General features: G+C 73.9%; 13 protein-coding genes. 5 read left to right on the plus strand and 8 right to left on the minus strand.

The window, feature by feature from the left end; all coding sequences use genetic code 11:
- Nucleotides 1-24: 24 nt before the first annotated feature.
- On the minus strand, nt 25-729 hold the full coding sequence (locus tag ACH47Z_RS20710; protein WP_399075615.1) for a hypothetical protein: 705 nt from the start codon (nt 727-729) through the stop codon (nt 25-27).
- Between the two features lie 237 nt (nt 730-966).
- On the opposite strand from ACH47Z_RS20710, the gene ACH47Z_RS20715 reads away from it, so the two are divergent.
- Complete coding sequence (locus tag ACH47Z_RS20715) at nt 967-1662, plus strand: 4Fe-4S single cluster domain-containing protein (protein ID WP_399075617.1); 696 nt, start codon at nt 967-969, stop codon at nt 1660-1662.
- Here ACH47Z_RS20715 and ACH47Z_RS20720 read toward each other — a convergent pair.
- On the minus strand, nt 1607-2767 hold the full coding sequence (locus ACH47Z_RS20720) for a macro domain-containing protein (protein ID WP_399075619.1): 1161 nt from the start codon (nt 2765-2767) through the stop codon (nt 1607-1609). The genes ACH47Z_RS20715 and ACH47Z_RS20720 overlap by 56 nt on opposite strands.
- 380 nt (nt 2768-3147) lie before the next feature.
- On the opposite strand from ACH47Z_RS20720, the gene ACH47Z_RS20725 reads away from it, so the two are divergent.
- The 4 genes from ACH47Z_RS20725 to ACH47Z_RS20740 all read left to right on the plus strand — a co-directional run bounded on the left by ACH47Z_RS20725 (nt 3148) and on the right by ACH47Z_RS20740 (nt 9701).
- Nucleotides 3148-5472, plus strand: coding sequence for a serine/threonine protein kinase (locus tag ACH47Z_RS20725; RefSeq protein WP_399075621.1), 2325 nt, complete (start codon nt 3148-3150; stop codon nt 5470-5472).
- The gene (locus ACH47Z_RS20730; RefSeq protein WP_399075623.1) at nt 5469-7094 is read left to right on the plus strand and encodes a hypothetical protein; all 1626 of its coding nucleotides are present in this window, start codon (nt 5469-5471) and stop codon (nt 7092-7094) included. The genes ACH47Z_RS20725 and ACH47Z_RS20730 overlap by 4 nt, the downstream gene beginning before the upstream one ends.
- Before the next feature lie 20 nt (nt 7095-7114).
- A complete protein-coding gene (locus ACH47Z_RS20735; protein ID WP_399075625.1) occupies nt 7115-9142 on the plus strand; it encodes an AAA family ATPase in 2028 nt (675 codons plus the stop codon).
- A gap of 97 nt (nt 9143-9239) precedes the next feature.
- Complete coding sequence (locus tag ACH47Z_RS20740; RefSeq protein WP_399075627.1) at nt 9240-9701, plus strand: FHA domain-containing protein; 462 nt, start codon at nt 9240-9242, stop codon at nt 9699-9701.
- A 20-nt stretch (nt 9702-9721) separates the two neighbouring features.
- Here the strand turns inward: ACH47Z_RS20740 and ACH47Z_RS20745 are convergent, their stop codons facing one another.
- The 6 genes from ACH47Z_RS20745 to ACH47Z_RS20770 form a co-directional block, all read right to left on the minus strand.
- Nucleotides 9722-10390 carry a hypothetical protein gene (locus ACH47Z_RS20745; RefSeq protein ID WP_399075629.1) on the minus strand — a complete coding sequence of 223 codons (669 nt, stop codon included), beginning with the start codon at nt 10388-10390 and terminating at the stop codon, nt 9722-9724.
- A 130-nt stretch (nt 10391-10520) separates the two neighbouring features.
- On the minus strand, nt 10521-11033 hold the full coding sequence (locus tag ACH47Z_RS20750; RefSeq protein ID WP_399075631.1) for a hypothetical protein: 513 nt from the start codon (nt 11031-11033) through the stop codon (nt 10521-10523).
- Nucleotides 11030-11566 carry a hypothetical protein gene (locus ACH47Z_RS20755; RefSeq protein WP_399075633.1) on the minus strand — a complete coding sequence of 179 codons (537 nt, stop codon included), beginning with the start codon at nt 11564-11566 and terminating at the stop codon, nt 11030-11032. Before ACH47Z_RS20755 ends, ACH47Z_RS20750 begins: the two co-directional genes overlap by 4 nt.
- Nucleotides 11544-12830 (minus strand): WXG100 family type VII secretion target, encoded by a 1287-nt coding sequence (locus ACH47Z_RS20760; protein ID WP_399075635.1) that lies wholly within the window; start codon nt 12828-12830, stop codon nt 11544-11546. The genes ACH47Z_RS20755 and ACH47Z_RS20760 overlap by 23 nt, the downstream gene beginning before the upstream one ends.
- The gene (locus ACH47Z_RS20765) at nt 12830-13132 is read right to left on the minus strand and encodes a DUF6317 family protein (protein WP_399075637.1); all 303 of its coding nucleotides are present in this window, start codon (nt 13130-13132) and stop codon (nt 12830-12832) included. Before ACH47Z_RS20765 ends, ACH47Z_RS20760 begins: the two co-directional genes overlap by 1 nt.
- Entirely contained in the window at nt 13129-13647 is a 519-nt protein-coding gene (locus tag ACH47Z_RS20770) for an SAV_915 family protein (RefSeq protein WP_399075638.1), read from the minus strand. The genes ACH47Z_RS20765 and ACH47Z_RS20770 overlap by 4 nt, the downstream gene beginning before the upstream one ends.
- Nucleotides 13648-13732 lie beyond the last annotated feature (85 nt).

Consider the following 13732-nt stretch of genomic DNA (forward strand, 5'->3'; position numbering starts at 1 on the left):
CGGCGGGCCGCGGACGGGGCGGGATCATCGCCATCGCTGGCCGCTCGGGGCGTCGCCGCCGCGCGCCGGTCCCGGACCGCCGCGCGCGGCCTGGTGATCGAGGATGTGCAGGGCCTGCGCGACGGCCGACGGATCGGCGTCGTGCCCGGCCCGCTCCGGGGCGTACCAGCGGTCGCTGAGCAGGCCGTCGTCGAGCCGGGCCCAGGTGTGGTCCAGGGCGGTCCGGCCGGGCAGCCAGCCGGTGGGCCGCGCGCCGCGGACATGGCCGTCGCGCCGGGTGCGGGCCCAGGCGGCGTCCCAGTAGCAGGCGATCAACTGGTTCGCCTCGTCCACGAGTTGCTGCGCCCGCTGCCGGTCGACGGAGGCGGCCGAGCGCCATTGCCCGACCATCCGCCCGAACCGGGCGAGCGCGGCCGGCGCCGGCTCCTCGCGCACGGTGTACTGGGTCACCACACGCACCGACTCGGCCTGGATCCGCACGTGCAGCTCGCGGTGCTCGGCGAGCGACCGGGAGCGCACCCGTGCGGCGCCGCGCTCCACCTGGGCGTGCAGGCCCAGGATGTAGGGCGGCAGGCCGGCGTCGTCCGGTGCGTGGCCCGCCGCCGTGTCCGTCAGGAATTCCCGGAGCCCGGCCGCGTCCCGGCGGCCGTGGAACCGGGCGAGCGCCGATGACAGACGCCCGGCTTTCAGCTGTCGGACCCGGACATTTATTCGACCCTCATTGATCATTTCGAACGTCCCCCATTCGTCGCGGGCGGTCCGGGTGGGAAGGCGCCGCGATGGGGAGAGAGTAGCGGAGCAAATCCCCTTACGGGACTGGTGATTTGGGGGAAGCCGGATCATTCTTTGTGGTGTTCCGGAAAACAACCGGATCCCGCCCGGCGCGGAACCGGACGGAGGCTTTCCGGCAATTGCGCGCTTTCCCCGGCGCCCTGGATACTCCAAGCCGTGCGAGGAGGAGATGCCGTGGAATTACGTCTCGACGGGACCCACTACCCGCTCGAAACGCTGGGCCCGGGCAGGCGGCTCGGCATCTGGTTCCAGGGCTGCACGCTGGCCTGCCCCGGATGCATGTCCCGGCACACCTGGGACCCGGCGGCGGGGACGGCCGGCACGGTCCCTCAGGTGCTCGCGCTGTGGCGGGGGGCCCTCGCCGACGGCGCGGACGGCCTGACCGTCAGCGGCGGCGAACCGCTGCAGCAGGCGGCGGCGCTCGCCCGGCTCCTGACCGGAGCGGCCCGGCTGCGGGACGAGGCCCGACGCCCCGGGTCCCCGCCCGCGGACGTGCTGGTGTACACGGGGTACGAGCCCGGGGAACTGACGCCCGAACGGCGCGCGGCCCTGGACGGCGCGGACGCCGTGATCGTCGGCCGGTTCCGGGTCGCGGAGCCCACCCGGCTGGTCTGGCGGGGCTCGGCCAACCAGCGGATCGTCCCGCTGACCCCGCTCGGCGCCCTCCGCCACGCCCCGCACCTGGCCCGGGAGTCGGGGAGCCCGCGCCTGCAGGCCGCCCCCGGCGAGGACGGCCGGCTGCGCCTCTACGGCGTCCCGCTGCGCGGCGAACTCACCGCGCTGGAACGGACGTTGAAGCAGGACGGGGTGACCCTCACGGAGCCGAGCTGGCGGCCCGGAGCACGCGGGCGTGGCTCTCCTCGGGCGTGACCAGCAGTACCGACCAGGACGGGTCCCGGCGCAGCTCCTCGCGGACCGCGTGGACCATCCGGCGGGCCACCGTCTCGACGGGCAGGCCGCCCCGGCCGGAGCCCAGCAGCGGAAAACAGATCGAGGACATCGGCAGAGAGAGGAACTCGCTTTCGTGGCGGGCAAGTTCGAAGGATCTCCGCACCGCCTCGCCCAGCATGGCGGGGGACACGTGGTAACGGTCGCCGTCGCCGACCGGGGTGGCGATCGCCGCGTGGTGGATGCGCCGTACCCCCTGGGCGGCCAGGGCGCCGGACGACGTGGCGACGACCGTGCCCGGCCGCACGGGCATGCCGGTACGGCCGTGCGTCCGCAGCCACACGCCCAGTTCCCGCGCGAGGACGTCGTCCACGATCTCGCCCGCCGCGTCCCGGACGGCGGCGGCCCGCCGCAGCGCGCCGGAGACCGTGGGGCGGAACGTCTTGGACATCTCCAGATAGGTGTTCTCCGAGGAGACCAGGACGTCCACGCCCCGCACCTCCTCGATCGGGCTCACCCGGACGGTGATCCGGCCCGCCGGCGCGGCGGCCGGCCTGACGCCCGGCCGGGACGGGCGCCGGGGCGGGAATCCGGCGGCGGCCGGTGCCGCGTGCCCCGGGGGTGCCGACGGGGCGGTGGACTCCGTGACGACATCCGTCTGCCGGGTGCCCGCCTCCCGGGCCACGGCCAGGACCGCCGCCGCGAGTTCGTCGATCACCTCGCGCTCCTGGCTCTTGCGGAAGCGCTCGGTGGTCACGCCGTAGACCCCCGCCGCGGCCTTGCGCCGGTCGGTGCCGGGCACCCCGCGGCGCGCGGCGAAGATCCCGAAGGAGTGGGCGGCGGCGCGGGCCAGCGGATCGCAGGAGTCGTCGTCGCGCACGGGATGCCCGCCGGCCAGCCGCCGCACGGCCGCGCCGAGCAGTTCCTCGATACCGGTCTGCTCGTCGTCCGGCCCGGTGCACAGGCCGGCCGCGACGGCGGCCTCGCGCAGCGCGTCCCGGGTGCAGTGGCGCAGCCCGGGCAGGCCCCGGCGCCGCAGGTCCCTGAGTTCGGCGACGAGGCTCTCGTGCGAGGGCAGGGTGTGCATGCCACGCATCGTAGCCCCGGCCGGGACAAGGCCGTAGCTCACGGAAAGCCCCTGTTCCGCCCGGGAGTTCGGGTGGTGTCCGGCGCCGCCCGTCCCTCGCGCCGGGCCGGTTCGCCGTGTGCCGGCCCGGCGGCGCGATCACGCGCAGCCGCCGTCGAAGAGGGAGCCGCCGCCGACCCGGTCCGCGACCCGAGGCGGGGCGCACGGCCCGGCCCGCGGCGCGCTGCCCGGCACGTGGGTCGCGGCGGCGTGGGCGCGGCCGACGTCGCGCGCGGCCGCCTGGCCGTGCTCGCCGCCGCGGCCCGCGGTCGCCGCGCCCGATGCCCCGCACCGGGGGCGGCCCCCGGGCGCGCCCCGCGCGTCTCCAGGGAGGCCGGACGATGACGACCCCTCGGCCCACCCGGTTCGTCGGCCCCGAGGACGGGGGTTTCACCGACGCCCGTGTCCTCGAGACCCGTCCGGTCCTCACCGACGTACCCCCCGAACTCGCCGACCGCTTCCCGCTGGTCGCCGTGCTCCGCGAGGCGCGGCGGCCCGCCGAGGCCGTCGTCCTGCGCGTCCGCGACCTGACGGCCCGTCATGGCCCGGCGGAGATACCCCTGGTCCTCAAGTGGTACCACCGGCTGCACGCCCCCGACCGGGACGTGGCACACGAACTGCGCCGGCTCGCCGAGGGCCCGGCCGCGCACGTGGAACGGCTCCTGGAGACCGGGGAGGCGCACGGACATCCCTGGCACCTGTACTGGTCGCACGGCGAGGAGACCCTGGAGAGGTACCGCGAGGACCACCCCGACGGCCTGCCCGCCGGGGCCGTCCCGGCCGTGGCGCGCCAGCTGTACGACGCCGTCACCACCCTGCACGAACAGGGCGTCGTCCACCGGGACATCACCCCCGACAACATCATGGTGCAGACCCGGCGCGGTGACACCCCCGACCTCGTCCTCGTCGACTTCGGCGCCGCCGTCCACCGGCCCGACGAGACATCGGAGCCCCGCACCGACTGGCGCGGCAAACCCCTCTACCTCGCGCCGGAGGCCGGACCGCTCAGGCAGACCGTCTCCGAGGCCGGGGACTGGTGGTCGCTCGGCATGATCGTCGCCGAACTCGCCCTCGGCAGGCACCCGATCGAGTTCCGCCGGGACGAGGAGGTGCTCTTCGAGATCGCCACGCACGACCCCGACGTCGGCGGCATCGCGGATCGCAGGACCCGGCTGCTCTGCGAGGGCCTGCTCACCCGCGCCCCGGAACACCGCTGGGGGGCCGACGAGGTGGGGGACTGGCTGGAGGGCCGGGACCCCGACGTCGCCCCGCGCACCGACGGGCCGGTCTTCCCCGACGACCCCGGGCGCCCCGCGATCGAGCCCTTCCCGTTCATGGGCCAGGAGTTCACCGGGACCGACCGGCTCGCCCTCCACCTGGACCAGAACCCCGCCGCGGCGGCCCGCATGCTGGCCGACGACCAGGACCGGGCCCAACTGGTCACCTGGCTCGGCCAGTTCGAGAACGCAGCCGACCGCAGCCCCGAGGAACGGGACCGGCTCAAGGGCCTGCGGGCCGCGCTGGCGCAGCGGCCGCCGTCCGTCGAGGACGTCGTACGGCTCCTGAACTGGCTCGGCCCCGGCCTGGACGCCTCCTGGCACGGAGCCGGCCTCGACGCGCCGGGCCTGCGCCGGCTGTGCCAGGGCGCCCGGGACGGACACGCCGAGGCCGTCGCGCTGATCCGGCAGCTGGCCGACCACCCCGAGATCCTCACCCACCTCGCCGAACGGCCGGGCGGCCGAGCACTGGACGAGACCGACCGCGCCTGGCGCGTGCTGCGGGCCCGCTGGGAGCCCACCGTACGGGAGCTGGAACGCGGCCGCCGGGGACGGGCGGCCCTCAGGCGCACCGTGGCCGTGGACGCCTGGCTGCTGCAACTGGCGCGCGAACCGGAGCGCACCCGCGGCCGGCTCACCGACCTGCTGCTGCGGGTGCGCGCGGAGTTCCCGGAGCGGGTGCCGTGGTTCGACGCGCTGCTGAACGCCCAGGACGACGACATCCGCCTCGTCGCCGCCCACCAGCTCACCGGCCGGGCGGCCGACGAGGCGCAGGCGCTCGGCGAACGGCGCGCCCACGAGGACTACGTGCGGCTCCTGGCGGCCGACCAGGACGGGCTGCTCGCCGTACTGCGCCGGCTGGACCGCCTGCCGACCCTGGGCTGGGCGCTGCTCGGCGCCACCGTCGTCACGGCACCCTGGACCTTCGTCATCGGCCTCGCCGACGTGTTCGGCCGCGCTTCCCAGGGGGCGGTCGTCACGGCCTGGCTGGAGGCGCTGCCCGCCGCCGCGTTCGTCTACGGGGTGGAACTGTGGACCGCCGTCTACATCGGCCCGCCCTTCTACCACCCCGACCGCTCGCTGGCGGGCCTGCTGATCCGCAGCGCGGAGCGCCCCGGCCGGCTCGCCCGGACCCGGGGCGGCCGCTGGGCCGGGGCGGCACTGCTCGCCCTCGCCGTCTTCCTCGGGTTCTACGCGATCGCCGAGGCCCCGTGGCTGTGGCCGCTCGCCGCGGCCGTCGCGGTCGCCGCGTGGAGCGTGCGCCGGGGCTGGGCATGGCGGCGCCTGCGGCGCGACCGCCGGGCCCGGCGGGTGGCCAACCGGCGCTCCGGGACAAGGATCGGGACACGGGCCGGGACACGGACCGACACGACAGGAGAACGGGCATGAGTTCGGGTCTCGCCTTCCCCACCATCCAGATGGTCGCACCGGCCGTGCAGTTCCCGCCGCCACCGCCGCCCGTCGACCCGCAGACGCTGCCGCACACCGGCCTGCTGCATCTGCACGACGCGGCGGCCGGCCACGTCGCCGGCGCGGCCGGGCACGCCGTCCACCACGCCACGGACGCGGCGCTCCAGGCGCTCGGCTCGCTCAGCGGCGTACTGCTCGTCGGACGGGCCGCCCTGCTCGGCACCCGGGTGCTCGCCGCGGCGGCGGTGCGGGCCGCGGAGGAGCAGCGGTGCCTCCAGCTCCAGCAGCAGGTGGCCGCCTCGGCCGCCGAGCAGTGGGAGGCCGCCGCCTTCGCCGCCGCCCGGATCAACGCCCGCAGACACGCCCTGCACGCCCGGGTGACGCGGGCCGCGCGCCACGGCGGCCCACCCGGACCCCCGCCCCGCCCCGACCTGCCGCCGCCGCTGACGCCCGTCGGGGAACAGCTCGGCGAACTGCGGCGCCAACTCGCCTACGCCGAAGAGGCGTTGAGATGCGCCGAGGAACGGCAGGCCGTGTGGGAACAGCAGCGGCTCACCGCCCGGCTGCGGCTGGACGAGGAGCAGGACGACGACTGGCAGCGCGCCCTGAGCGAGAGCAGGCAGCGCGCCCTGCTCCGGTTCACCGACGAGCGCACCGCCGACGCCGAGGCACGGCAGCCCGCCGCCCGGCGCGCCACCCCCGAGCCCCTCGACCCCGAGGGGGTCCGCCGGAGCGGCGCGGAGATCCTCGGCGAACTGGACCCGTACGCTCCTCCCGAGACCGCCGCACTCGCCGCACAGGCCGTCCGCAACGCCGTACGCCGTGCCGCCGACGACCCCCGCCGGGCGCGCCGCCACCTCAGCGAGGCACGCAAGTTCGTCCTGGACGCCGGAAACGAGGCCCGCGAGATGCGCGAGGCCCAGGAACGCGCCGCGCTGCAGTACGACTTCCTCGTCTACGAGACCCCCGAGGGCGCCGAGGACCTCCCCCCGGCCCCGGACGCGGTGGAGCTGCTCCGGCGCACCCTGGACGACGGCACCCCGCTGACCCAGCCCGAACGCAAGCTGGTGGAAGACCGCGTGACGGAGCGTCAGAAGATCCTGGAAGCGATCTACATCCGTACGCGGTGCGCCGACGCCGTGGCCGAGCTGTCGAGGCGCTACGGCGGCCGGGCCGGGGCGGGGCGTCCCGACGGGCAGGAGATCCGCCTGGACTGGACACCGGACGGCTGGGAGCCCGGACACTGGCTCAGGGCGAGCCTCGCCGACGGCACCCTGCGCGTGGCGACGATGTACCGGGGCACACCGGGGGAGCGGACACCCGAGCAGCGCGCCCTGGACGACGCCCGCTGTGCCGAGGCCCGCGAGCGGTTCGCCGAGTTCGAGGAGATCACCGGTGCGCTGGGACTGGACCTGGAGCTCACCGTCGAACACACCGAGGGGGCGCTGCCGGGCGTGCTGGGGGAGGACGCGTTCGTGGTCGACCAGCTGATCGCCGAAGCCGAACAGGCCGCCGGGCAGCAGCAGGACGTACGCCCGAACGCCGCCCGGCACCGGACCGTCGACGGCGACGAGCGCCGCCGAGCCGACGAGCGCCGCTGAGAGCGCATGGGGGAGGAACGATGGACCTGTCCAGGGAAGTCCTGTCCAGGGAACCGGAAGAGGCGGACCGGCTCCCGCCGTTCGCGGAGGAGCTGGTCGGAACGCTCGGCGTGCACGCGCAGTACGTCCTGCACGGCAACATCCGCGACCTGCACCTGGTGCGCCGGCGCGGCCGGGACCGCTTCCACCAGCTGCTCGACGTGCTGTGGAACCCGCTGCGGGAGAAGGGCTACGAGGCGCTGGTGCTGTGCGACCAGGTCAGCGGCTTCCGGGTCGCCCAGGTCGGCGAGGGCGCGGCCCGGGCGGCCGTGGAGGAACTGCTCCAGCGGCCCTGCGAGTTCCCCGGCCAGGGCCCGGCCGGGCGCCAGGCCGTACTGGAACAGCTGCGGGACATCACGGACGGCTGGGCCCGGCAGCGCGAGGAGAACCGGCAACGGCCGCTGCGGGTCGTCCTGGTGATCGACCACGCCTCCCGTCTGCTGGTCGATCCGTCCCGGCCGACCAACGACGAACGGGACTTCTTCCTCGGCTGCCTCAAACTCGCCCACGAGGCCAGGCCGTTGCCGTCCCTGCCCACCACCGCCGCGCTCGTGCCCGAAGGCCCGGGCCTGTTCAACCCGGTGATCTGGCTCGCCGAGGGGGAGCGGGACGTCCCCGGATGGCTGATCGCCGGCAGCGAGCGGATCCGCGCGGTCGCCGTACCGGAACCGGACGCCGACGAACGCACCACGATGGCCCGCCTCCTGCACGAGCGCTACGAGCGGTACCCGGGACGCGGCACCCGCGACGGCTCCGCCGCGCCCACCGGCACGGACCGGGAGGCGACGGCGCGGGCGGTCGGCGCGTTCGCCCGCGCCGCCTCCGGCCTGAGCCTGCGCGCCATGGAGGAGAGCGTGAAACTCGCCCGCTCCCGCGGACTGCCGTTCGCCGCCATGCCCGACGCCGTGCGGATCTACCGGCTCGGCGTGGAGAAGAACCCCTGGAGCCGCGACGAGATCCGCCGGCGCATCCTGCGCGGCGAGGACCCCCGCGACGAACGGTCCATCCCCAGCCGGGTACTGGGACAGGAGGCGGCCGTCGCGATGACCCTGGACATCCTCAAGCGGGCCGCGCTGGGGCTGTCCGGGGCGCAGGCGACCAGCCCCGGACACCGGCCGCGCGGTGTGCTGTTCTTCGCCGGGCCGACCGGAACCGGCAAGACGGAACTGGCCAAGGCCGTGGCCTCCGTGCTCTTCGACAGCGACCAGGCGTATCTCCGCTTCGACATGAGCGAGTTCTCCGCCGCGCACTCAGCCGACCGGCTCGTCGGTGCGCCCCCGGGCTACGTCGGTTACGAGGCGGGCGGCGAACTCACCTCCGCCGTACGGGAGAACCCCTTCCGCGTCATCCTCTTCGACGAGATCGAGAAGGCCGACAAGGGGATCCTCGACAAGTTCCTGCAGGTGCTGGAGGACGGCAGGCTCACCGACGGGCAGGGCGTCACCACCTACTTCAGCGAGTGCGTGCTCATCTTCACCTCCAACCTGGGCGTGCAGCGCACGGACCCGGAGACCGGGGAACGCGAGTGGATCGTCGAACCCGGCACGCCGTACAAGGAGTTGGAGGCCACCGTCAAGGACAACGTGAAGAAGCACTTCGAGCAGGTCATCGGCCGGCCGGAGCTGATGAACCGGATCGGCGGCAACGTCGTCGTCTTCGACTTCATCTCCGACGACGTCGCCGAGGAGATCTTCACGCTCCAAGTCCACAACATCCAGCGGCAGTTGGTGCAGGGCCACCGACTCGACCTCCGCATCGAGGACAAGGCCCGGCGGGCGCTGCTGGATCACTGCACCCGGGACAAGTGGAACGGCGGCCGCGGCATCGGCATGGTGCTGGAGACCCATCTGATCAACCCGCTCGCCCGGGAACTGTTCGCCGCGTCCGACCTCGGACCCGGCAGCACGGTCGTGGTGACGGACGTACGGGAGGCCGACAGCGGCCGGGTGGACACGACGGTGGTCCTGAAGAAGGGAGGGATCCTTGACGGAGGTAAGCGACTGGGATGATGACGACTGGGATGTCGACGTTGCCGCGCCCCCCGTCCGCCCGCTCCGTCCGCCCGCCCCGCCGTCCGTCGGCCGGCGGTGCCCGAGGTGCGGCGCGGTGGTCCCCACCGGTACGCGCGCGTGCCCCGTATGCCTGTCCCCGCCCGCCGCACCGGGCGGGGAGGCCGGCCCGGGTCCGCGGCCGGAGCGGCTGGCGGGCGGAGTGCTGCGGCTGGTGTTCCCCGGCGGCGGCCGGCATCTCGACGTGCCGCGGGGCGGGGAGCTCCGGCTCGGCCGCGACGGCACCTGGGCCCCCGAGGCGGCGGCGCTGCTGGCCGATGAGGAGACGGTCTCGGCCCGGCACGCCACCGTCGTGCACACCGCGGACGGGGCGGCCTGGGTGAGCGAGGTCGCGCAGGGCGCCACCAACGGCACCCGCGTCAACGACCGGGTCCTGGGCCCGGACGGCTCCGCCCGCCTGCGCAACGGCGACCGGGTCGGACTGGGCCCCCGGGTCTGCTTCGTGGTCCGCGGCGTCGCACAGGAGCCGGCGTCGGAACCGGCAGGGCCGGCCGGCTGAGCACCGTAACTGTACGGGGCTCAGCCCTGCCCGCTCCCCAGCGCGCCGACCGCGGCGCGGGCCGCCTTGATGGCGCCCTGGTTGATCTCGTCCGTACCGGGGGCCTTCTTCGTGTCGAAGTCGCTGCCGTTGTAGGTGACGATCACCAGGGCGTTGGAGACCCGGACCATCACCACGCCCTCGCGAGTCTGCTGCTTGTCCTCGGTGGTGAGGTTCACGACGGAGTAGGCGCTGTTCCCGAGCCCCGGCACGGCCCCGCCGCCGCTCTTCTCGGTGACCCGCTGCTGGTACTCCCGCTCGGCCTCCTGCTCCGACTGGCCGATCTCGAACGACACGTCGAGCCAGCGGTAGGAGTACCCCTTCAGCGCGTTCCAGGAGCAGGTGCGGCGCAGCGTGGTGTCCGTCGACGGGATCTCCTTGCCTTCCGCCTTCGCCCCGGGCACCAGGGCCGTGACCGTGGCCGCGGGCACGCTCGCGCAGGGCGTGGGCGCGGTGCTGTACGCCTTCGACACGGCGGTGGACGACGGGTCGGCGGAGGAGGACTGGGTGGGAGTCTTCTGGGCGGCCGGGGAGCCGGCGGCGGCGGGCGGCGCGGCGGGACCGGACGTCAGCGCCCAGCCGGCACAGGCGAGGACGGCGACCGGGGTGATCCGCGCGGTGAGGGCGAGCGGCAGAGGAAGAGAACGCACGGCGCACTTCTCGTGGGGGAGGCGGTGGGGAAGGGGTCCGCATGGTGGACGGGGGACGTCAGTGTCACACGAGTGTCGGTGGGGCGGAAGTGCCAACGCGCTGCGTACCCGGGCGGTCACGACAGCGCGTTCACGACGTACCGCTCTGCCCGTTATGTACCTCCAGCCACCGGCGGGCGCCGACCTCGCTGGGGTACTCGCGGACGGTGAGGGAGGCCAGGAACCAGCCGACGCACCACGCGGCGAACGCGGGCAGGACCGGCGCCGCGAGCAGCAGGAGGACGAGGCCCGCGCGAGACCAGTACCGAGCGCGGCCGGCCTCGCGGCGCTTGGCCGCCCGGAATCCGTCGGGCGTGGGCGGGTCCAGCAACTGCCTGCGCAGGTCCCGGCGCTGCTTGACCCATCCCAAGGCGAGGGTCACACAGGAGGCGATCACCTGCGCCATGTCCCAGATCCGGCGCGGCCCCGGCGGCAGGTCGCTGCGCGGGGCGCCCAGATAGAGCCTGAGCGCGATGGAGCAGAAGAAGGCCAGGACGGTGAGCAGGAAGAGGGCGCTGAAGGTACGGCGCAGCCAGTAGCGCGGTCCGCGCCGGTACCACGTCGTGCCGAGCCCCTGGAGGGACGGGATGTCGGTCGGCGTCATGTTCCGGTGGAGTGCTCCTCGAGCCAGCGACGGGCGCCGACTTCGCTGGGGTACTCGCGGACGGTGACCCAGGCGACCAGCCAGCCGACGACCCACGCGGCGAACGCGGGCATGACAGGAGCGGCGAGTATCACGAGCCCGCGACCCACGGCGATCAGGCCCGGGACGCGCCTGTTGTGGTCGCGCTTGGCCTGGAGGGTCTCTCCGGGAGTGGGGGGATGCCGAAGCGCCTCGCGGTGGCCCCGGCGTTGCTGCGTCCAGCCCCACACCAGGGCCGCCACGGCCGCCACCACCTGCGCGCCGTCCCACACGACACGCACGGAGGGGGGCAACAGGTCGCGGAACCCCGAGTACAGCCCCAGCGCGAAGACGCAGAACATGGCCAGAACGAGGACCATGAAGACGGCCGTACGGGTGCGGCACAGCCAGTAGAGCGCGCCACGCTTGTACCAGGTTCTGCCCAGCTTCGGCAGGGAGGGAACAGGCACCGAGAACCCGGGGGCGGGGGCCTCAGAAGATGCTTGTGACGCCATGCCAGACATCCTTCAACAGTCGCTTCCCATCGTGATAAACCCCCGTGGCGACGTGCCCGGTGCCGGTCAGCACGCCGCCGACCACCCCGTGGTCGTGAATGTCCTCGCTCCAGTGCTCGTGCAGCGAGTGGTCGATGATGCTGGTCGAGACGAGCACCGCTCCCACACCCACCGCCGCCACCGCGGCGGCCGGTGCCTCGGCCGGAAGGAGAGCGCTCGCCACCACCGCTCCCGCGACCAGACCACCGACGTTGGCTCCCTCGTCGGTGGCGACGGAGCGTTGCCAGGACCAGCCCTTGTCATGGTCGTCCTTGGCCTCGAGCAGGCCGCAGGCGCCGGCCGCGGCTACGTCCAGGACCGGCAACTCCCTCAAGGCGTCCGGCAGTGCCTCGATGCCCTTGCCCAGGCGCAGAGCGTCCGCTGCGTCGGCCAGCTTGACGTTCAGGGCGCGGTCGTACGGCAGCTTGCTGCTGTAGTCGGCCCGTGCGATGGCTTCTTCCAGCGAGTCGACCTTGGTGACCGCGTCCCGGTAGGCACTCTTGGCGGGCAGATCGTCGGGCATCGTCCGGCCCTGTTGCTGGAACACCTTGCGTTCGGCGCGGAGTTGCTTCTTGGCGGCCTGCGCCTCGGCCTTGGCCGCGTCGATCTGCGCGCGCGCCTTGTCACCCTCTGCCCGGGCGTCCTCGGCGTCATAGGCGTACAGGCCGCGCAACGCGTCGTAGAGGGTGACCTTGTCCCCCTGGGACACCGAGTCGTCCTTCGACGTCGCCTTGTCGTACAGCCCCTGCAACTGTTTCGCCGCCACCAGCCGCGCATGCTGCGCCGTGTGCAGGATCTCGTTGCGGGCCTTGGTGTACTCGTTCATCGCGGAGACGGCCTTCTGATCGTCCGCGCTCGGTGGACTCGCCGTCATGATCGGCAGCGGCGCGCCCGTCGCGTCCGTGGCCACGCCCTTGCGGGCCGCGACGTGCTGAGCGTTCTGCAGGGACGTCTCGCACGTGGACAGCGCGTCGGCGAGCGTCTCGAGGATGTCGCCCGCCGCGTGCACCAGCTCGGCGAAGCCACCGGCGGCCACCGCGTCCTCGTTCCACTTGCCGCGGAAGGCCTCGGCTGCGTCGCCCTTCCAGCTCGCGTCGTCCACGAGTTTGTCCACGGCACGACTGAGTGGCTTGACGATGCCGTCCAGCTTGTCCTTGGCGTTCTTGTACGTCTCGGCCATCGTGCGCAGTCCGCCGATGTCACCGCCGACCCAGCTGTCGCTCATCAGCCCTCATCCGGCATCAGGTCCTGGAACACGCCGTGGACGTCCACGTCGTGTCGGTGGAAGGAGTCGCGCGCGTAGGCGGCCTTGTCGCCGTGGTCGTCCATCCGGTCCGCGAGAAGGCCGTGCAGGCCGATGATGAGATGGGCAATCTCCTTGATCGCCGAATCGAGCCCCGCGTCACCGCCGCTCACCACGGGCGGCGCCACATCGTTGTGCAGCTTGCGGTAATCGCCGGCCTCGTCGTGGAAGGTGTTCGCCAACGTGGACAGATCGCCGTACACGACCTTGAAGTCGGCCGTCATCGACGCACCTCCTGCGCGTAGGCGGCCAGGTCCTCCGGCTGCCAATGGGGTTCTGCGGGTGCCGCGCTCGGGTCCAGCAGGACAGTGACGCCCTGTTCCCGCACCCCCTCGGCAAGGGGGCCGAGCGAGGTGGCCACCCACGGCTGTGCCTCGCCGAGCGCGGCGACCAGGTTCTCCGGTGAGGTGAACGCGAAAGCCACGGTGCCGTGCGCGGGATGGTCGAAGAGCTCGAAGACGACGAAGGGCACCCGCGCCGGGCGGCCGTCCGTGCCCGTGCCGGCGACGGACCTCGGATGCGCCGGTACGAACACCGGCGTGTGATAGGCGGGCACGCCCGGCTTGGGGCGCGGCTGGTCGTCCGTGAGTGGTGGCGCGGCCGGCGCGGACTCGACGAGGTCCAGCAGCGCGGAGCGGAGCGGCTGTGGGGCCGGATCCGGAAGGCCCGCCGCGGCCGGTGCTCCTGCCGGGCTCGGCTCGATGAAGTCGTGCAGCCGTGAATGTATCGGCGCCCCCACCGCCGTCACCTCTTCCCCGTTGCGTTGCGTGTGGCCGTTCGGGCCCGACCACGTTAGCCAGGGGGCAACGGGGCAAATCCGGCTA

Source organism: Streptomyces sp. NPDC020192, assembly GCF_044388685.1.
Lineage (GTDB): Bacteria > Actinomycetota > Actinomycetes > Streptomycetales > Streptomycetaceae > Streptomyces.

Bases quoted from the DNA above. Each gene is read 5' to 3' on its own strand.
- ACH47Z_RS20710 (WP_399075615.1), bottom strand. From the start codon at position 729: ATGATCAATGAGGGTCGAATAAATGTCCGGGTCCGACAGCTGAAAGCC.
- ACH47Z_RS20720 (WP_399075619.1), bottom strand. From the start codon at position 2,767: ATGCACACCCTGCCCTCGCACGAGAGCCTCGTCGCCGAACTCAGGGAC.
- ACH47Z_RS20725 (WP_399075621.1), top strand. From the start codon at position 3,148: ATGACGACCCCTCGGCCCACCCGGTTCGTCGGCCCCGAGGACGGGGGT.
- ACH47Z_RS20730 (WP_399075623.1), top strand. From the start codon at position 5,469: ATGAGTTCGGGTCTCGCCTTCCCCACCATCCAGATGGTCGCACCGGCC.
- ACH47Z_RS20735 (WP_399075625.1), top strand. From the start codon at position 7,115: ATGGACCTGTCCAGGGAAGTCCTGTCCAGGGAACCGGAAGAGGCGGAC.
- ACH47Z_RS20750 (WP_399075631.1), bottom strand. From the start codon at position 11,033: ATGACGCCGACCGACATCCCGTCCCTCCAGGGGCTCGGCACGACGTGG.
- ACH47Z_RS20755 (WP_399075633.1), bottom strand. From the start codon at position 11,566: ATGGCGTCACAAGCATCTTCTGAGGCCCCCGCCCCCGGGTTCTCGGTG.
- ACH47Z_RS20760 (WP_399075635.1), bottom strand. From the start codon at position 12,830: ATGAGCGACAGCTGGGTCGGCGGTGACATCGGCGGACTGCGCACGATG.
- ACH47Z_RS20765 (WP_399075637.1), bottom strand. From the start codon at position 13,132: ATGACGGCCGACTTCAAGGTCGTGTACGGCGATCTGTCCACGTTGGCG.